We start from the raw sequence: 18,614 nt of genomic DNA, 5'->3' as shown, positions 1-18,614 counted from the left end.
ACGCCGGCCGCCCGGATCCGCGAGGGATCGGGGCGGCCGGCGTCGTCGCGCGCGGGGCCGGGTTCAGCCCTTGAAGGCGCCGTCCATGATCCCGGTGATCATCCGCCGACCCACGAAGAAGAACAGGATCAGCAGCGGCAGCGTCGCCATGAACGACCCGCCCATGGCGAGCGCCACGTCGATCGACCGGTTCGCCTGCAGCTGCTTCAGCGCGATCTGCACCGTGAACAGCTCCGGCGACTTCAGCACGATGAACGGCCACATGAAGTCGTTCCACACGCCCGTGAAGGTGATGAGCCCGAGCACGAACGCGGCCGGCCGCACCACCGGGAACGCGATGCCCCAGAACAGCTGCCACGAGTTCGCGCCGTCGAGCCGGGCCGCCTGGATGAGCTCGTCGCTCACCGTGGTGCTCATGTGCTGCCGCATCCAGAAGATGCCGAACGCGCTCGCGAGGCCCGGCACGATGATCGCCTGCAGCGTGTCGACCCAGCCGAGCTGGCTGATGATCAGGTACTGCGGGATCACGCTCAGCTGCGCGGGCACCGTCATGGTGAGCAGCACGATGAGGAACAGCGTGTTCCGCCCCGGGAACGTGAGCTTCGCGAACGCGAACCCGGCCATGGCGCAGAGCACCGCGGACAGCACGGCGACGGTCGTCGAGACCAGCACGCTGTTGAGCAGCGAGAGCATGAACGGCACCGTGTCGAACACCTTCGCCGCGACGGTGAAGAAGTTCCCGCCCGGGAGCAGGCGCGGCGGGATCGAGGTGACCGCGGTCGCCCCCACCGAGGCCACGACGAGCATGTAGTAGAGCGGGAACACCGAGATCAGCACGGCGATGCCCAGGAACACGTAGACGATCGGGCTGATGCCGCCGCCCTTGCCCCGGCGCTTCGGCAGGGCCGACCGCTTCTGGACGGGTGCGGCGACGACCGGTGACACGGTCTGGTCGATCACGTCGGACATCAGCTCGCCTTCCTCGTGCGGGTGGACAGGTAGAAGTTGAGGAGCGCGACGACCACGACGATCACGAACAGCACGACGCCGATGGCGGATCCGTAGCCGAACTCGAACTGCCCGAAGCCCTGCTCGTAGAGGAACAGCGCGAGCGTCTGGCACTGCCGGCCGGCGCCGCACGTGAGCCCCGACTCGGGCGCCGCGAGCAGCGGCTCCGTGAAGATCTGCAGGCCGCCGATGGTCGACATGATCACCGTGAAGATGATGATCGGGCGGAGCGCGGGGATCGTGAGGTGCCGGAACTGCTGCCAGCTCGACGCCCCGTCGACCGCCGCCGCCTCGAACATCTCCCGCGGGAGCGCCTGGAGGCCGGCGAGGTAGAGCAGCGTGTTGTAGCCGAACCAGCGCCACATCACCATGGCCGAGATGAGGATCCACGAGCCGTGGTTGGTCGCCATGAAGTTGACCGACGGGAGGCCGAACAGGCTCAGCACCCAGTTGATGAGGCCGAAGTTGCGGTCGAAGATCTGCGCGAACACGATCGCGGTCGCGGCGACCGAGGTGATGTACGGCACGAGCAGCGCCATGCGGAAGAAGTTCGCCCACTTGAGCCGGGCGTGGTTCAGCAGGTGCGCGAGGAACAGCGCGAGCAGCAGCTGCGGGATCGTCGAGATGAGGAAGATCGCGAAGGTGTTGACGAGCGCGTTCCAGAACCGGTCGTCCGCGAAGAGCTGCTGGAAGTTCGCGAGCCCGACGAAGGTCTGGTCGCCGATCGGGTTCCAGTCGAACAGCGAGACGTAGAACGTGAAGACCAGGGGGAACAGGCCGAACACGATGAAGATCACGAAGAAGGGCGCCACGTAGGCGTAGGGCGCGATGCGCTCGGAGAGCGACTGCTGGATCTGGCGGGCCTTCGGGACCGCGGGCGCCTTGCCGCGGCGGGGCCGCGGGGGCGGTGGGGGCTCGGTGCTCGTGCGGGGTGATGTCGCCGTCGACATGGGGTACCTCCGTCTGAGGGGCGGCCCGGGGCATCGCGCGCCGGGCCGCCCGGGTGGGTGGGACGGGATCAGCCGCCGATGGCCGTCTTGGCCGTCGAGAGCGCCTCGGACCACGCCCCGCCGGAGGAGACGTTGCCCGCCTCCAGCTCGACGAGCGTGTTGAGGAAGGCCGCGTTGATGGGCGTCGTGTCGGGCCCGTTGTAGAAGGACGGGAACTGCGTGACCGACTCCGACATGACCTCGCCGATCTTCGAGTCGCCGTAGAAGTCGTCCTGGTAGGCCAGCACGTCCGCGCTCTCGACCGCGTCCGCCGCGGCCGGGAAGGTGCCGGACCGCGTGAAGTGCTCCTGCTGGGCCTCGCTGGACATCATCGTCTCGATGTACTGCCAGGCCGCCTGCGGGTTCTCGGCCCGCGCCGGGATGGCGATGACGCTGCCGCCCCAGTTGCCGCCCACGCCGGGGACGCTCGCGACGCGCCAGTTCCCCGCGGTGTCGGGGGCGTCCGTCTTGATGCCCTTGAGGATCCACGACGGGGCGACGGTGACGGCGAACGCGCCGTTGGCGCGACCCGGCGCCCAGCCGGACGAGAACGCGGCGATGCCGGCGCTGATGCCGGCGTCGTGCGCGTCGACGGCGACCTGGAACGCGTCCTCCACCTGCGGGTTCGTGTCGTAGACGAGCTCGCCGTCCTCCGAGTAGTACTTCTCGCTCACCTGGTTGACGGTGGCGAAGAAGATGCTCGTCTCGATGTTGTCGACGAACGGCTTGCCCGTCGCCTCCGTGTACTGCTCGCCCATCGCGATGAACGACGGCCAGTCCTTCCACATGGCCGCGACCTCGTCGGGCTCGGTGGGCAGGCCGGCCTGCTCGAACAGGTCGGCGCGGTACGCGAAGCCGAGGCCGCCGACGTCCGTCGGGATCCCGACGACCGAGCCGTCCTCCGCGGTGGCGGCGGACGCGGCCCACGGCAGGTAGTCGTCCGCGATGTCATCGCCGCCGAGCGTGCGGAGGTCGAGGAAGTTCCCGCTGTTCTCGACGAACTGGGGCAGGTCGTCGTTCTGGATCATGACGAGGTCGGGGACCTTGCCGCCGGCCAGCGCCGCGGTGAGCGCGGTGGCCGTCTCGGTGGTGGAGCCGACCTCGGTCAGCTTGATCTTCGCGTCCGGCTTCTTCTCCTGGTACTCGGCGACGCCGTCCTTGGCGGCGATGCCCGTGAAGGACCAGAAGGACGCCTCCGCGTTCGGGTCGTCCGATGCGCCGCCCCCTCCGCCGGAGGAGCATCCGGTCAGGGCGACGGCGACTGCTGCTGCGGCGGCCACGGCCGTCAAGCTTCTTCTCACGATGTTTCCTCTTCGTCGGGGATCCGTGCGGCGTGCTCGGAGCGTCAGCGCTCCGGCCGAGAGAACGATCTCTTGGCGTCACCGTAGCTCGCGGGCCAGCGTGGTGCAAGCGACGATGCGCAACCGGGACCGCGGCGTCAGACATCGATCTCCGCCTAGGATCAGGGAGGCTTCGCGACCGAGACGGCGCCCGCCCGGGAGGAGATCCATGCAGACGAGGGCGAGCGCCCGATGACCCGGCCGACCCTGGTCGACGTCGCGAAGGCGGCCGGCGTCTCCCGTGCCACGGCCGCGCGCGTGCTCTCGGGCGGCACCCGGGTCGACGCGCGGATGGCCGCGTCCGTCGAGCACGCGGCGAAGCAGCTCGGCTACGAGGCGAACAGCGCGGCCCGCATGCTCCGCGGGGGCCGGTCGGGGGCGATCGCGCTGATCATCGCGTTCAACGAGCTCGACAGCCTCACCGGCACGTTCTTCACGTCCGTGCTCAAGGGCGCGGCGAAGGGGCTGCACGCGGCGGAGATCCAACCCGTGCTGCTGCCCGCCGACCAGGACGACGCGGACCGCATCCCCCGGTTCCTCCGCTCGCGCGCGGTGGACGGCGCCATCGTGATCCTGCAGCACGAGATCACGCACCTCGCCCAGACGCTCGCCGACTCCCCCGTGCCCGTGGCCTGGGTGGGGCGCCCGCGCGGCGACCTCGCGGACGACGCGATCATCGTCGACTCCGACAACCACGGGGGCGGGCGGCTCGCGGCGCGCGCGCTGGTCGACGCCGGGAGGCGGCAGCTCGGGATCATCGCGGGGCCGCACGACATGGAGCCCGCGCGCGACCGGATCCGCGGCTGGCGCGACGAGCTCACCGCGCAGGGCGTCGACCACGGCGCCATCGTGCACGCCGAGTTCACGCTCGAGAGCGGCGCGGCCGCAATGGCCCGGCTGCTCCAGCGGCACCCCTCGATCGACGGCGTCTTCGCATCCTCCGACCTCATGGCCGCCGGCGCGATCCGCATGCTGCAGGCCTCGGGGCGGCGCGTGCCGACCGACGTCTCCGTCATCGGCTTCGACGACGTGATCATCGCGACCACCTCGGATCCGCCGCTCACCACCGTGCGCCAGCCCCTCGAGGAGATGGGGCGCGTGGCCGCCGAGACGGTGATCGCGACCATCGAGGGCCGCGAGGTCGACCGGCAGCCGGTGCTCGCGACGAGCCTCGTCCAGCGCGAGTCGGCGTGAGCGGCTGACGCGGCCGCAGGTCATCGAGGTGCGAGATCGATCTCGCGCGGACCCCTCCGGGCCGCGTCAGGCCCGGGGCGCCGCCACGGATCCGCGCATCACCAGCTCGGTCTCGAGCTCCATGCGCGTGCCCGGCGTGCCGCCCGCCCGCGGCCGCCCGGCGCGATCCGCCTGCTGCAGCATGTGGAACGCCGTGGCGCCCATCTCCGCGATGGGCTGGCGCACGGTGGTCATGGGCGGCATCGCCCACGCCGACTCCTGCACGCCGTCGAAGCCGACGACGCTGAGGTCGTCCGGGATCCTCAGCCCCGCGTCGTCCGCCGCCTCGTAGACGCCGAGGCCCATCACGTCGGAGCAGGCGAAGAACGCGGTCGGCCGGTCGGGCCGGGCGAGCATGGCGCCCGCGGCCGCGCGGGCGCGCTCGCGGTCCCAGTCGCAGAAGGCGATGCGGTCATCGGGCACGTGGATGCCGGCCGCGCGCAGGGCCGTCGTCAGGCCGTCGATGCGCGCGCTGCCGAAGAGGTGCGCCGTCACGCCGCCAATGACGCCGATCCGCGTGTGCCCCGCGGCGATGAGCAGCTCGGCGGCGATGCGCCCGCCGTCCCAGTTCGTGGCCCCGACGCTCGCCACCTCCGCGGGCGGGCGGGAGCTCGGGTCGATCGCGACCACGGGGATGCCGGCCGAGGTGAGCGTGTGCAGGCTGGCGGGGGCGGCGTCGACGAGCACGAGGATCGCGCCGAGCGACGGGCGGCGGAGGAGCCGGCTGATCCACGCGCCGTCCGGGCGGGCGCGTGCGAGCACGAGGTCGACGCCCGCCGCGGACGCCTCCTCCTCGATCGCCCGGAGCACCGGGCCGACCCAGCTGCCCTCGATGTGCCCCACCACGACGTCGACGACGCCGGCGGCCCGGGGATCCCGGTCGGTCGGTCGCGCCCGCGGCCTCCGCCGGTAGTCGAGCGCGTGCGCCGCCGCCATCACGCGCGACCGGGTCGCCTCGGAGACGTCGGTGCCGCCGTTGAGCACCTTCGAGACGGTGGGGACCGTGGTGCCGGCGCGCTCGGCGATCTGCGCCATCGTCGGCCGCGGTGCGGCGGTCGTGCTGTCCATGAGCCGGAGCCTAGCCGAGCCGCGGTCCCACGAGTTGCGCAACTCCTGGAACGTGTCGTCATCGGATCGAGACCCGCCGCGCCCTTGCCGCCCGCCGTCGTGCGGGGGATGATGTGCGGATACCGCGCGCGACCCCCGGGAGTTGCGCAAGGTCTGTTCGATGGCGAACGCGGAGGGATCCGCCCGGCACACGGAGGACGACGATGACCCCCACCCCGCTCGTCGAGCTGCGGTCGCGGCCCGTGGACCGTCCCCGCCGCGCCGCCCGCCGCCCCGCACCCGACGGCCGCCGCGACGACCTCGTCTGGCGCAGCGGCCGGCTCGAGCTCCGGTTCCGCCGATCCGCGGACGGCCCCGTCGCGCTCACCCGCCTCGTCGCCGGATCCGTGGAGACGCACTTCGCGCACCCGGTGCCGCTCGTCGAGGTCCTCGCCGTCCGCCGCGACCGTCCGACCGGCGTCGACCGCCTGGTGCCGGCGGCGGTCGGCGCCGAGCTGCGCTACGTCGCGCACTCCGTCTCCGCCGACGGCACGACCATCGAGATCGTGTCCGAGACGCCGCGCGGGATCCGCGCCGCCGTCACGCTGCACGGCCGCGACGGCGCCTTCCGCAGCAGCGCCGTCGTCAGCAACGGCACGGGCGGGCCCGTGCCGATCGCCGTCATCACGAGCTGGGCCGCGCCGCTCGGCGTGCGGCTCGACAAGGGCGACGCGCCGGATCCGGCCGCCGACTGGGACCTCGTCGAGGGCCGCGTCGCGCCCGGGGCCGGCGCCGTCTGGTCGACGCTGCCGCTGCGGAGCCGCGAGCTGCTCGGGGATCCCGTGGGGTACGCGGCCTCTCCGCCGCGCGGATCCGTCGTCCGCTCCTCGGAGGGCGCGGCGACGGCCCGAGCGGCGCTGCCCGCGGCGGCGCTGCCCGGGGCGGCGCTGCCCGTCGCCGGGCTGCGGTCGGAGCGGCAGGAGGTGACGTGGCTGTGGGAGGTCGCGTCCGACGCCCCCTGGCGCTGGGAGGTCGGCGGGCACCGCGGCGACTGCCGCGTGACGCTGTCCGGCGCGGCGCCGGACGGCGCGTCGGCGGCAGCGCTCGCGCCCGGCGCCTCGCGCTCGTCGGCCATGTCGCTCGTCGCCGTCGGCACCGACCTCGAGGACGCGGCCGCGGCGCTGACCCGGGGACGCCGCGCCCTCCGCGGACCGCACCTCGACGACGCGCCGACCGCGGCACCCGACGGGACCGACGCCGCCCCGGTCGACCTCCTCCGCGCTGCGGGCACGGCCGCCGCGGCACCGCTGTCGACGCTCCCCGAGCGCGCCGCGACCCCGGCGCCCGTGCCGCCCGGCGCGACGCCGGAGCTCACCGCGTTCGCCCTCGTCACCCGCCTGACCCGCCCCGCGCCGACCGCCGACGACGGCGACGGCGACGGCGACGACAGGCTCCACCCGGATCAGCGCGCCCTCGTCGCCGAGGCGACCCGCACGGCGGACGCGCTCCGGGACGGCATCGCCTGCTCGGTGCCGCTGTGGCCGCTCGGGCTGCCCGCGGCGGACGACCGCTGGGCGTCCGTCGCGCACGACGCCGGCGACGCCGTCGTGGTCTCCGTGTGGGACCGCGGCGACGACGCCGGCACCGCCGTCCTCTCGTTCCCGTCGCTCGTCGGCCGGCGCGTCGACGTCACGACCGCCTTCCCGACCCGGCTCGCAGCGTGGGACGCCGAGTGGGAGGCCGGCCGCGGGATCCTCACGGTCCGGTCGGTACCGGGCGGCCCCTCCGCGCGCGTGCTGCAGCTGCGCCGCCGGTCGTGACCGGCCGGCGCGACCCTCGCCGGGGGCCGCCATGCCCGATCCTCGAGCGCGCCGGCCTCGTCGCCTGCTCGACCACCACGCCGTACGCCTGGTCGCGCTGACGCCGCCGCGCCGGCCGCCTCGCGCCCACCGGAGTTGACTGGCCGGGTGCAGACGTTCCTCCCCTACCCGGACCTCGCGGCGAGCATGGCCGTGCTCGACGACAGGCGGCTCGGGAAGCAGCGCGTCGAGACCCTGCAGGTGATGAAGGCGGTCACCGTCGCGGGCTACGGCTGGCAGAGCCACCCCGTCACGCGCATGTGGCGCGGCCACCGGCCCGCGCTCATGGAGTACCAGGAGGCGACCTGCGCCGAGTGGACCCGCCGCGGGTTCGCCGACACGTGCTTCGAGAAGACGCTCGCGATCCTCGCCGAGGCGCCCGAGGACCTCGTCGCGTACACGGAGGGCCGCATCGAGCTGCCGCCGTGGTGGGGCCGCCCGGAGCTGCACCTCTCCCACCGCTCGAAGCTGCTGGCCAAGGCGCCGGAGCTGTACCGGCCGGCGTTCCCGGAGGATCCCGACGACCTCGAGTACGTCTGGCCCGGCGCCGGCGCGTGATCGATTCCCCCACCCGGGGTACCGTTGCCCCGTGAGCATCACGAGCAGCGCGGCGCCCTCGGGGCGTGGGGAGGTCGTCGGCGGCACGTCCGTCGGCACCAGGTAGTCAGCGGATCCGTCGCCGCGCCCGCGAGGGCCGGCCGCCACCTGGCGCGCCGCCGATCCACGAGGATCCGGCCGCCGTCTCCCGACACCGTTCCCGCGGCACCGCCGCGACCCCGCACGAAGGGCACCGCATGCTCCCCCTGACCGAATCCGCCATCCGCTCCTCCCTCGTCAACGCCTCGCAGCGCGAGGCGCGCGACGTCCGCCTCCCCGAGGGCTTCGCCGACCTCGCCTGGGACCGCCTCGACTTCCTCGGCTGGCGCGACCCGAAGGCCCCGCAGCGCGGCGTCGTCGTCGTCCCCGTCGGCGACGAGCTGATCGGCGTGCTGCTGCAGCAGTCCTCCACCGCACCGCGATCCCGCGCCCAGTGCACCTGGTGCCAGGACGTGCGCCTGCCGAACCCCGTCGTGTTCTACGGCGCGCGCCGGGCGGGCGCCGCGGGCCGCAACGGCAACACCGTCGGCACGCTCGTCTGCACCGACTTCGAGTGCAGCGCGAACGTGCGGAAGCCGCGCCCGATCCCCTACCTCGGCTTCGACCCCGCGGCGGCGACCGCGCAGCTCATCGACGACCTGCGGACGCGGGTCGCCGCGTTCGCGTCCGACATCGCGTCGACCGCCTGACGCGGTCCCCGCTCGGGCGCTGATCCCGCACGGCGGCGCGCGTCCGTCCAGGAGGACGGACGCGCGCGCGGTTGGGTCGGCCGGATCCGCGCATCGGGGGCAGCGGACCCGACCGGGTCGGTTGGGCCGGTCAGGACTCCGGCGTGCAGACGGTCGCGAGCGCGGTGCGGAGGGCCTTGCGGTGCGCGTCGTCGAGGCCCCGGCCGAGCTCGCCGCGGGCGTCCTTCACGAGGTGGCCGCACGCCGCGTCGTCGAGAGCGTCGTGCGCCTCGCCGATGGCCGGGACGAGCCGGGCGTCCACCGCGTCGATGCGCGGGCGGACGCTCGTGGTGAGGTCGGGCGCGGTCGTCGGCGCCTCCGCGGGGTGCGCGTGCCAGCGGGCGATGAGCGCGTCCTGCACCTGCTTGCTCGCCTCGATCTGCGCCCGCATGATGCGCTCGGCGGCGACCGGGTCGACCCCGTCGGCCTTCGCGGCGGCGATGGTCGCGTCGATGACGGCCTGCTCGCGCGCGGGATCCGCCACGGCCTTGCCCGACAGGTACTTCGAGGCGGCCACGTCGTCGGCGATCTCGAGGCGGTCCAGCGCGGCGGACGCGACGGCGGTGACCGCCTGCCGCTCCGCCGGGTCGCGCGGGCACGCCTGCGCGGGCGCGGCGGCGCCGAGGACGGCGGCGAGGGTGACGGCGAACGCGGACGTGGCGAGGAGGGCGCGACGGGGCATGGCGGATCCGTTCGGGGTTCGGGTGGGCGGGATGCCCGCGAGCCTAGGCACCCGGCACCCGCCGCCCTCGCGCCCGTGCACAGGCAGCCGCGCCGGGCCTCAGCCGCCGGCGCTCGGAGGAGCCCCGGTCAGGACCGCGCAGGGCTCCGGGGCCGCCCCGAACCGCAGCCAGGCGGGGAGCTCCTCGGCGAAGGCCGCGCGGGTGGCCGGGTCGCCGAGCACGGTCCAGTCGACGCTCTCGCCGACCTCGGCCTCCTCCTTGTCCCACTCGAACCAGTTGACCATCTTGAGCTCGGGGAAGCGGGCCGCGGTGTCGTCGGACAGCACCTGCGCCCACCAGGCCTGCTTGATGGCGCGCTCGCCCGCGTCGTCGCCGCGCGGGACGACGAGCGCCGCGGTCTCGGGGATGGCGACGGGCTTGCCGTGCTCGATGCCGTAGACGCCGTAGAAGTCCGGCACCGCTGTCTGGTCGCCGTCGAGGCCGGCGTACTCGCCGGTGAGCTGGGCGGCGAACTTGCCCTCCTCGGGCAGCACGTTCTCGCCCCATGGGTGCTCGGATCCCCAGTGGTACAGCGACATGCCGACCCAGTCGACCGCGTCGTCGCCCGGGTAGTAGGGCGCGTAGGGGTCGTCGGCGATCGTGAGGACCCCGTCGCCGTCGGTGTCGAGGAGCTCGAAGGCCTCGGTGCCCGCGACGGCCGCGGACGGGCCGCCCGTGAACGGGTAGCCGCCGCCCTCGTTGGGCGCCCACATGACGGCGCTGCCCGGCGCCCGCGTGTGCAGCGCGTCGGCGACCCGGCGGAAGGCCGCCACGTACTCCTCCGGCTGCTGGCCCCAGGCGTACCAGGACCCGTTCATCTCGTGCGCGAAGCGGACCACGACGGGCACGCCGGTGCGCTGGATCCCGTCGACGAGCCCGGCGACGTTCCCCGCCACCTCGTCGGTGACCTCGGCGAGGCCCTCGCGCGGCTCGAGGGTGAGGAGCAGGGTGCCGCCCATGCCGCGCACCTGCTCGCCGGCGGCGAGCACGTTCTCCCGGTCCGTCGCGTCGAGCGGGACGTCCGCGAAGGACACGGCGACCGCGGGATCGCGCCCGAGCAGCTCGGCGTACGCCGCGAGCGTCTGGTCCCCCCAGTCGGGGTTGACGCCGAACAGCGCTCCCTCGGCGGGGACCGCGTCGACGGCGGTGCGGGCGATGCAGGCGGGCAGCTCGGGCTCCCCCGGCGCGCATCCGCCGAGCAGGGTCAGGCCCGCGATGCCGAGGCCCGCGATCACGGGGACGGACGAGGAGCGACGGCGGTGGGGCGAGGTGGGCATCCCTTCTCATTATCCGGATGGAGAAACCTGGCCCCCGCACGCGCAGGACGCCGCGCGCGGTCACTCCGCCCCGGCGCGCACCAGCCCCGTCTCGTAGGCGAGGACGACGGCCTGCACCCGGTCGCGGACGCCGAGCTTGGCGAGGATCCGGCCGACGTGCGTCTTCACGGTCGCCTCCGCGAGGAACAGGTCGCCGGCGATCTCCGCGTTCGAGCGCCCCTCGGCGACGCGGCGCAGCACCTCCGTCTCTCGCGGCGTGAGCGCCGCCAGCCGCGGGTGGACGCCGTCGGCGGCGGGTGCGGCGGACCCCACGGGCAGCACGCCGGCGAACATCTCGAGCATCCGCCGGGTCACGCGCGGCGCGACCACGGAGTCGCCGGAGGCCACCACGCGCACCGCGGACGCCAGCTCGGCGGGCGTCGCGTCCTTCAGGAGGAAGCCGCTGGCGCCGGCGCGCAGGGCGGCGAACGCGTGCTCGTCGACGTCGAAGGTCGTGAGGATCAGCACGCGCACGGCCGGGTGCTCCTCGACGATGCGCCGGGTCGCCTCGATGCCGTCGACCCCCGGCATCCGGACGTCCATCAGCACGACGTCCGGGCGGAGCGCGGCGACCTGGTCGATCGCGGTGCGCCCGTCGGCCGCCTCGCCGACGACCTCGAGGTCGGGGGCGCTCTCCAGCACGAGCCGGAACCCCATCCGCACCAGCGATTGGTCGTCCACCAGCAGGATCCTCGTCATGCGTCGTCCTCCTCGTCGTCCCACGGGAGCTCCGCGCGCACGCGCCAGCCCCGCCCGTGCGGACCCGCGTCCACCGTGCCGCCGAACGCGGCCGCCCGCTCCCGCATGCCGAGCACCCCGCGGCCCGAGCCGGGGGTCCGCTCCACCGGGACGCCCGGGCCCTGGTCGGCGACGACGACCTCCATCCGGCCGGGGAGCAGGCGGATCGCCACCTCGACGGCCGCGGTCCCGGGCGCGTGCCGCAGCGCGTTCGTCAGCGCCTCCTGCACGATGCGGTGCACCGCGAGCTGCAGCGTCGCGTCCACGCGCGCGAGCCGGGGGTCGGCGATCCCCGTCGCGCGCACCGGGAGCCCGGCCAGCCGGAACCGATCCAGGAGCGCCGCGAGGTCGCGGATGCCCGGGAGCGGCGCGACCGACGGCTCCGCGGCGGCGGGGTCGGCCGGGTCGGCGGTGTCGGCCGGCGGGTCGTCGTGCAGCACCCCGAGGACCCGGCGCATGTCGGCGAGGGCCGTCCGCCCGGTCCCCACGAGCTCGTCGAGGGCGAGGCGGGCGCGGTCCGGCGCCCAGTCGAGCGCCATGGAGGCGCCGCCGCCGAGGGCCACCATCACCGAGATGCTGTGCGCCACGACGTCGTGCATCTCGCGCGCGATCCGCGCGCGCTCCGCCGCCTCCGCGAGCCGGGTGCGCTGCTCGGCCTCGCGGGCGACCGCCTCGGCGGCCTCCACGATGCGGGCGAGGTGCAGCCGCCGGCTCCGGACGCCGGTCCCCACGGCCACGGCCAGGAGCGCGAGCACGAGGACGGGGAGGGCGATCGGCTGCCACCCGCCGAGGAGGGGATCGGGGCCGGTCGAGGAGTCCGGCGAGAGGCCGCTCATCACGGCGCCGACCTGGAGCGGCAGGGGCAGGATGCGCGCGGCGACGAGCATCGCCCCCACCGCGGGGACGAAGACGGCCCAGGTGACGAGGGGGCGGCGGGAGACCGCGACGGCGTGGAGGGCGAGCGCGAGCCCGAGGTCGAACCCCGACGGCGCGCCGGTGAGGGCCAGCGCCCCCAGCCCGAGGACCGCCATGCCCGCCGCCACGACGACGGGCCTCCTCCGCCGCGCCACGAGGAGGGCGCACCCGGCGGCCGTCAGCACGAGGGACGCGGTCTGGATCCGGAGCACCGTGTCGTCGCCGAGGTGCACGTGCAGCGCGTACATGGAGTCGGCTCCGACGCCCGTGAAGAGCGCCCAGGCGGCGAAGCAGGCGATGAGCGCCGCGTCGCCGACGGCCGGGCGCCGCGCGAGGAACCGGCCGACGGGGCCGAGGCGTCGCACCTGCAGCTCGGCGAGGTCGGGCGCCTCGCCGAGCCCCGCGCTCACGCCCGCTCCTGGATCATCGGTCCCACTCTCGCAGGTCGCCGGCCGCGGCCCGCCGGCCGGCCGACCGACCGCGGCCGCGAGGGAGCCGGCGCGGGCGTCACGCATCCCGGCGCCGCAGGAGCACCGCCGCGACGGCGAGCACCCCCAGCACCCAGAGGAGCATGACCCCGTATCCGCCCCACGGGGACAGCTCGGTGCCGTTCGCGACGGTGATCACGGAGCCGACCGCATCCGACCGGAGCAGCCGGCTGCCGGCGCTCGAGGGCAGGTGCGCCGCGAGGGACTGCAGCGGCGCCCACGGGATCGCGGCGAGGAGGTTCTCGACCACGAGCAGCAGGCCCACCACGATCGAGATGCCCGCGGCCGCGCTGCGGACGAGCAGGCCGATGCCGAACGCGAGCGCGGCGACCGCGCCGAGGTAGAGGGGCGTGCCGAGGACGAGCCGGGCGTCCTCCTCGCGCCGCAGGTCGATGGACATGCCGGTCGCGCCGAACCAGGGCGCGCTGGCGGCCCAGGCCGCGAGCACGGCGACGGTCGACGCGGCCACGACGACCAGCACCACGACGACGAGCTTCGCGAGCAGCGCCCGGACGCGCGTCGGGGTGACCGTCAGCGTGGTGCGGATCTGGCCGGATCCGTACTCCCCCGCCACGACCATCACCCCCAGCACCGCGAAGGCCAGCTGGGCGAGCGCGACGCCGCCCGTGACGTAGGCCGCGCCGACCATGACCTCGGAGCCGACGGCCTCCGGGACGCCCGCGATGCTGATGACGCGGGAGACCGCGAAGGCCGGGACGACGGCGGTGCCGAGCAGGAGGATCCACCACGTGGACCGGAGCGAGCCGATCTTGATGCGCTCGCCGGCGACGAGGCGGCGGAAGGTGATCGGCTGGACGGCCGGGTGGTGGGAGGACGGGGGGACGGTCGCGGTCATGCGCGTGCTCCTCGGGCGTCGTGGCGGGTGGCGGCGGATGCGGCGGAGCGGTGCTCGACCTCGCCGGCCGTGAGCTGCATGTAGGCCTCCTCGAGGGAGACCTGGACGGGTGCCAGCCCGTGCAGGACCACGCCCGCGGCGGACGCGGCGGCGGCGATGCCCGGCGCGTCCATCCCCGAGACGTCGAGCGCGTCGTGCTCCACCGCGACGACGGCGACGCCGGGTCGACCGGCGAGCGCCCGCTCGAGCTCCGCGCGCATCGGGGTCCGGGCGCGCACGACGCGGGTCTGCGCGCGCTCCACGACGTCGCGCGTGGGGGCGTCGACGATCACGCGGCCGCGGCCGAGGACCAGCAGGTGGTCGGCGGTGAGGGCCATCTCGCTCATCAGGTGCGACGACAGGAGCACGGTGCGGCCCTCGGCCGCGAGGCCGCGCAGCAGCGTGCGGATCCAGAGGACGCCCTCCGGGTCGAGCCCGTTCACCGGCTCGTCGAGGATCAGGGTCCGCGGGTCGCCGAGGAGCGCGGCGGCGATGCCGAGGCGCTGGCCCATCCCGAGCGAGAAGGTGCCGACGCGGCGGCGGGCGACGCTCGCGAGGCCCGCCATGTCGAGGACCTCGTCGACCCGGCGGGGGTGGATCCCGTGCGTGGCCGCCAGCGAGAGCAGGTGCGCCCTGGCCGACCGACCGGAGTGCACGGCCTTCGCGTCGAGCAGCGCTCCCACCTCCCCCAGGGGCGCGCGGTGCTGCGCGTACGCCTTCCCGTTCACGGTGACGCTGCCGGACGTGGGCCGGTCGAGGCCCACGATCATGCGCATCGTGGTGGACTTCCCGGCGCCGTTCGGCCCCAGGAAGCCGGTGACGACGCCGGGTCGGATCGCGAAGTCGACGTGGTCGACCGCGCGTCCTCCCGGGTGGTCCTTGGTCAGGCCGGATGCCTCGATCATGTGCCCTCCTCTGCTCGGCACGTCCAGCCTCGCGACGGAGCCCGACGCCCGGGACGATCAGGAGGACCAGATCGGGGCCACCCGGCCCTACGCCGCGGGGATGATGCCGTGCCCCCGGGGGCGCAGGGGCGGGCCTAGCGGCGACGGCCTCCGGCGGCACGGCGGATGCAGAGCGCCGCGAGCGACGCGCAGACGACGGACACCAGGATCGCCCCGGGCCAGCCGAGGCTCGGCCCTGCCCAGCACTCACCCGGGATGCCCACGTGGTCGGCGCAGCCGCCCGACCACACGCCGACCGCGAGCACGCCGGCTGTGAGCAGCAGCGCGGCGGCCGCGTTCCAGATCGGGCGCGGGGTGGAGGCCATGGCCTCGACGCTAGGGGCCCGGGCGCCGCGGCGCGCGCCCCATCTCGGGGCACCGGGTGCGGTCAGCCCGCGAAGGCGCCCAGCAGCCCCGGCAGGTCGCTCAGGCGGAGGTCCGCTCCGCGGCGGCGGCCTCGCGGGCGACGCCCGAGGGATCCACGAGCACGCGCGCGAAGGCCAGCTCGGCCGCGCCGATCATGAGCCGGTCGGGACCGAGCGCCGCGCGGCGGATGCGCAGCGCCTCGCGGGCGCCCGGGAGCGCCTGGGCGGTGGCGCGGGCGAGGATCCGGTCGGGATCCGCCGCGTGCAGCGACCCGAGGAATCCGCCGAGCACCACGAGCGACGGGTTGAAGATGTTGACGACGTTGCGCAGCGCGACGGCCAGGTTGTCGATCTGCCGCTCGACCTCGCGTGTGATGTCCGCGTCGCCCGCCTCGAGCGCCGCCGCGAGCACGTCGCCGAGCTCGTCGGCGCGGGCGCGCGGCAGGCCCGTGACCGCGAGCAGCGCGTCCTGCCCGACGGTCGTCTCCAGGCAGCCGACGGCGCCGCAGTGGCAGAGCTCGCCGCCGGAGTCGACGAGCGTGTGGCCGAGCTCGCCGCCGTAGCCCTCCGCGCCGCCGAACGGGCGCCGGCCGATGAGCACGCCGCCGCCGACGCCCGACGCGCCGCCGTTGAGGTAGACGAGGTCGTCGACGTCGCGGCCGGATCCGAACCGCCCCTCCGCGACGGCGGCGAGGCTCGCGTCGTTGGCGGCGAGCGCGGGCAGCCCGGTGGCCTCCGCGAGGAGCGCGGCGAACGGCTCGTCGACCCAGCCGAGGTGCGGCGCGAGGCGCACGAGGCCGCCGTCGAAGCGCACGAGTCCGGGGACGGCCACGCCGATGCCGAGCACGCGCGCGTCGGGCCGGGTGGCGCGGAGGTCGGCGCGGATCCCGTCGATGATCGCGGCGGCGAGCCGCGCGGCCTGCGCGGCGGTGGGCACCCCCTCGGTGTCGCGGCGGATCCGCTGCTGCACCACGCCGTCAAGACCCACGAGCCCGACGGTGACGGCGTCGATCTCGGGGTTCACCGCGAAGACCACGACGCGCGGATCCGCCGAGACGATGGGGCTCGGCCGGCCGACGCGGTTGGTGCCGGGCGGCTCGGACTCCACGACGAGCCCGAGCTCCTGCAGCTCGCCCACGAGCGCGGCGATGGTGGAGCGGTTGAGGCCCGTCTCGCGGGTCAGCTCGGAGCGGGACGCGGGGCCGGTCTCGTGCACGATCTGCAGCACGGTCGCGAGGTTGGAGCGGCGGACGTGGTCGGGCGTGGTGCCGCGGGAGCGGGCGTCGCCGGCGGGCGGGATCTCGCGGGAGCGCGGATCCGGCGCGAGCGGCACGGCGCGGGTGGGGTCCGCGACCGGCGCGAGGGGCGCGCGCTCGGCGTCGCCCGTCTCGTGCCCGGTCACTGGATCCCCACCCGACGAGGCTACCCGGCGGCGGCCGGGCGGGCGACGGCCGCGATGCCCGGGCGGTCCCCGGATGCCGGCGGACCCTGGAGCGCCTCCCTCACGCCCCGCTCGCGCCACTCCTCGAGCCGCGCGCGCACGTCGTCGCGCCGCTCGTCGGCGAGCGCGGTCGCGTACGCGCGCTCGAGGACGTCGTCGATCATCAGCCGCCGGCCCGTGTCCTTCGACTCGATCGCGGCCTCCACCATCGCGAGGCTCATCACGTTGCCGTGCACCTCGCCGTGCGGCCGCTCACCGGTCCGCAGCGCGCGCACGAACGCGCGGAGCGACCCGGCGATCTCGACGCCCACCGACTCCTCCGGCGCGGGATCCGCCGGCGGCCCGTCGGGCGCGTCCGGGATCTCGCTCGTCGGCTCGTGGTCGCCGTCCCAGAGCGCGGTGCCGTGCGCGCCGCTGACCCGCCAGGATCCGTTCCACGACGTCTCCGCGCCCGGGCTGCACCAGCTGCCCGTGTAGACGTAGCGCACCCCGCCCTCGAAGGCGAAGACCGCGGTGGCGGCCGCGTCACCGCGGTACCAGCTCCAGTCGGGGTTGTACGACTCGCAGTAGACGCCCACCGGATCCGCGTCGAGCAGGTACCTGACGGCGTCGAACTGGTGCACCGCCATGTCGAGCAGCAGCACGTCGTCCATCTCCTCGCGGAACCCGCCGAAGTGCGGGGCCTTGAAGAACTCGGTGGTGACGATGCCGACGCCGCCGAGGTCCGCCGCCCGACGCTTCAGGGCGACGAGGTGGTCGTTGTAGCGGCGCGACTGGCTGACCATGAACAGCTCGCCCGTGATCTCGGCGGCCGCCGCGAGCGACAGCCCCTCCGCGACCGTGAGCGCGACCGGCTTCTCGCCGAGCACGGGGATCCCCGCGAACAGCGCCTGCGTGGTGACGGGGTGGTGCGCGCGCGGGATGGTGACGTCGATGACGGCATCGGGCCGCACGCGCGCGATCAGCTCGCCGAGGTCGGTGGACGCCTCGGCCGACGCCCCGTGCGCGGACGCGCCCGCCCGGGCCGCCTCCTCGTCGAGGTCGACGACGCCCACGAGCTCGACGTCGGGATCCTCCGCGATGGTCCTCAGCCACGCCTTCCCCATGCCGCCCGCGCCGACCTGCACCACCCGGAGCGGCGCGCCGTCGGCGGGCGCGACGATCCGGTGGGCGGCCCCCGTGCGCTCCTCGACGGACGTCATCGCTCGAGCGCCCCGGCGTAGTCGGCCCCCTGGAAGAACTCGCCGGACTCGTAGCGCAGCAGCGTCGGCGTCTCGCGGCGGTCGGGTCGGGCCCACTCGCACGCGTTCGCGATCACGCGGCGGACGTCCCGGTGGTGGTACACGGGGAAGTCCTGGTCGCCGGGCGAGAAGAAGAAGATCCGGCCGAAGCCGCGGCGGTAGGTCATGCCGCTGCGGAACACCTCGCCGCCCGTGAAGCCCGAGATGAAGACGAGCTCGTCGGGCGTGGGCACGTCGAAGTACTCGCCGTACATCTCCTGCTCGTCGATGACGATCGGGTTCGGCACGCCGCGGGTGATGGGGTGCTGCGGGTTCACGGTCCACACCAGCTCGCGGTCGTGCTCACTGCGCCAGCGGAGCGTGCACGTGGTGCCCATCAGCTTCGTGAAGATCTTCGACCAGTGCCCGGAGTGCAGCACGATGAGGCCCATCCCGTCGAGCACGTGCCGGTGCACGCGCTCCACGATCTCGTCGTCCACCTCGGCGTGGGCCGCGTGGCCCCACCAGGTGAGCACGTCCGTGCGGGCGAGCAGCTCCTCGGTGAGGCCGTGCTCGGGCTGGTCCATGGTCGCGATCTCGACGTGCGCCTCGGGCAGGTTCTCCTGCACGCCCTCGGCGACGGCGCCGTGCATCCCGGTCGGGTAGCGGTCGCGGACGTGCTGCTCGATCTGCTCGTGGCGGTTCTCGCCCCAGACGGTGACGCGGAGCGGGGAGGTGGTGTCGGTCATGGTGTCTCTCTCTCGGAGGG

Annotated in this window: 18 protein-coding genes; 4 read left to right on the top strand and 14 right to left on the bottom strand. The window is 74.9% G+C overall.

From position 1 onward, the window contains the following. Nucleotides 1-63: 63 nt before the first annotated feature. From BFL37_RS10070 to BFL37_RS10060, 3 genes are all read right to left on the bottom strand, one after another. Entirely contained in the window at nt 64-969 is a 906-nt protein-coding gene (locus BFL37_RS10070; RefSeq protein ID WP_086514990.1) for a carbohydrate ABC transporter permease, read from the bottom strand. Continuing rightward, nucleotides 969-1,958, bottom strand: coding sequence for a carbohydrate ABC transporter permease (locus tag BFL37_RS10065; RefSeq protein ID WP_086514989.1), 990 nt, complete (start codon nt 1,956-1,958; stop codon nt 969-971). Before BFL37_RS10065 ends, BFL37_RS10070 begins: the two co-directional genes overlap by 1 nt. A gap of 68 nt (nt 1,959-2,026) precedes the next feature. Then, nucleotides 2,027-3,298: an ABC transporter substrate-binding protein gene (locus BFL37_RS10060; RefSeq protein WP_172403791.1), complete on the bottom strand. Its 1,272-nt coding sequence runs from the start codon at nt 3,296-3,298 to the stop codon at nt 2,027-2,029. Nucleotides 3,299-3,529: 231 nt separating this feature from the next. Here BFL37_RS10060 and BFL37_RS10055 point away from each other — a divergent pair, with 231 nt between their 5' ends. Then, complete coding sequence (locus BFL37_RS10055) at nt 3,530-4,531, top strand: LacI family DNA-binding transcriptional regulator (RefSeq protein WP_086514987.1); 1,002 nt, start codon at nt 3,530-3,532, stop codon at nt 4,529-4,531. A 66-nt stretch (nt 4,532-4,597) separates the two neighbouring features. On the opposite strand, the gene BFL37_RS10050 is transcribed toward BFL37_RS10055, so the two are convergent. Next, nucleotides 4,598-5,638, bottom strand: coding sequence for a LacI family DNA-binding transcriptional regulator (locus BFL37_RS10050; RefSeq protein ID WP_086514986.1), 1,041 nt, complete (start codon nt 5,636-5,638; stop codon nt 4,598-4,600). Between the two features lie 203 nt (nt 5,639-5,841). Between BFL37_RS10050 and BFL37_RS10045 the strand changes: the two genes are divergently transcribed. The 3 genes from BFL37_RS10045 to BFL37_RS10035 all read left to right on the top strand — a co-directional run bounded on the left by BFL37_RS10045 (nt 5,842) and on the right by BFL37_RS10035 (nt 8,762). Then, the gene (locus BFL37_RS10045) at nt 5,842-7,437 is read left to right on the top strand and encodes a hypothetical protein (protein WP_086514985.1); all 1,596 of its coding nucleotides are present in this window, start codon (nt 5,842-5,844) and stop codon (nt 7,435-7,437) included. Between the two features lie 147 nt (nt 7,438-7,584). Next, the gene (locus BFL37_RS10040; protein WP_086514984.1) at nt 7,585-8,034 is read left to right on the top strand and encodes an MSMEG_6728 family protein; all 450 of its coding nucleotides are present in this window, start codon (nt 7,585-7,587) and stop codon (nt 8,032-8,034) included. A 236-nt stretch (nt 8,035-8,270) separates the two neighbouring features. Then, nucleotides 8,271-8,762, top strand: coding sequence for an FBP domain-containing protein (locus BFL37_RS10035; protein ID WP_086514983.1), 492 nt, complete (start codon nt 8,271-8,273; stop codon nt 8,760-8,762). A 130-nt stretch (nt 8,763-8,892) separates the two neighbouring features. On the opposite strand, the gene aroQ is transcribed toward BFL37_RS10035, so the two are convergent. The 10 genes from aroQ to BFL37_RS09985 all read right to left on the bottom strand — a co-directional run bounded on the left by aroQ (nt 8,893) and on the right by BFL37_RS09985 (nt 18,594). After that, nucleotides 8,893-9,483 carry a gamma subclass chorismate mutase AroQ gene (gene aroQ / locus BFL37_RS10030; RefSeq protein WP_086514982.1) on the bottom strand — a complete coding sequence of 197 codons (591 nt, stop codon included), beginning with the start codon at nt 9,481-9,483 and terminating at the stop codon, nt 8,893-8,895. A 99-nt stretch (nt 9,484-9,582) separates the two neighbouring features. Beyond that, a complete protein-coding gene (locus tag BFL37_RS10025; protein WP_086514981.1) occupies nt 9,583-10,800 on the bottom strand; it encodes a glycoside hydrolase family 26 protein in 1,218 nt (405 codons plus the stop codon). A 60-nt stretch (nt 10,801-10,860) separates the two neighbouring features. Further along, entirely contained in the window at nt 10,861-11,538 is a 678-nt protein-coding gene (locus BFL37_RS10020) for a response regulator transcription factor (protein ID WP_086514980.1), read from the bottom strand. Further along, entirely contained in the window at nt 11,535-12,902 is a 1,368-nt protein-coding gene (locus BFL37_RS10015; RefSeq protein WP_172403790.1) for a sensor histidine kinase, read from the bottom strand. Before BFL37_RS10015 ends, BFL37_RS10020 begins: the two co-directional genes overlap by 4 nt. A 97-nt stretch (nt 12,903-12,999) precedes the next feature. After that, nucleotides 13,000-13,836 carry an ABC transporter permease subunit gene (locus tag BFL37_RS10010; RefSeq protein WP_086514978.1) on the bottom strand — a complete coding sequence of 279 codons (837 nt, stop codon included), beginning with the start codon at nt 13,834-13,836 and terminating at the stop codon, nt 13,000-13,002. After that, nucleotides 13,833-14,780 carry an ATP-binding cassette domain-containing protein gene (locus tag BFL37_RS10005; protein WP_086514977.1) on the bottom strand — a complete coding sequence of 316 codons (948 nt, stop codon included), beginning with the start codon at nt 14,778-14,780 and terminating at the stop codon, nt 13,833-13,835. Before BFL37_RS10005 ends, BFL37_RS10010 begins: the two co-directional genes overlap by 4 nt. Nucleotides 14,781-14,914: 134 nt before the next feature. After that, nucleotides 14,915-15,145: a hypothetical protein gene (locus BFL37_RS10000; RefSeq protein ID WP_086514976.1), complete on the bottom strand. Its 231-nt coding sequence runs from the start codon at nt 15,143-15,145 to the stop codon at nt 14,915-14,917. 100 nt (nt 15,146-15,245) lie between these two features. Further along, nucleotides 15,246-16,586, bottom strand: a complete 1,341-nt coding sequence (locus BFL37_RS09995) for an ROK family transcriptional regulator (protein ID WP_172403789.1) — start codon at nt 16,584-16,586, stop codon at nt 15,246-15,248. Between the two features lie 20 nt (nt 16,587-16,606). After that, complete coding sequence (locus BFL37_RS09990) at nt 16,607-17,827, bottom strand: Gfo/Idh/MocA family protein (RefSeq protein WP_086514975.1); 1,221 nt, start codon at nt 17,825-17,827, stop codon at nt 16,607-16,609. Then, entirely contained in the window at nt 17,824-18,594 is a 771-nt protein-coding gene (locus BFL37_RS09985; protein WP_086514974.1) for a ThuA domain-containing protein, read from the bottom strand. The genes BFL37_RS09990 and BFL37_RS09985 overlap by 4 nt, the downstream gene beginning before the upstream one ends. Nucleotides 18,595-18,614 lie beyond the last annotated feature (20 nt).

This window comes from Clavibacter michiganensis, from assembly GCF_002151125.1.
GTDB lineage: Bacteria > Actinomycetota > Actinomycetes > Actinomycetales > Microbacteriaceae > Clavibacter > Clavibacter michiganensis_C.
Note: the sequence above shows the minus strand (reverse complement) of the source record. Positions and strands in the feature narration are given on the sequence as shown.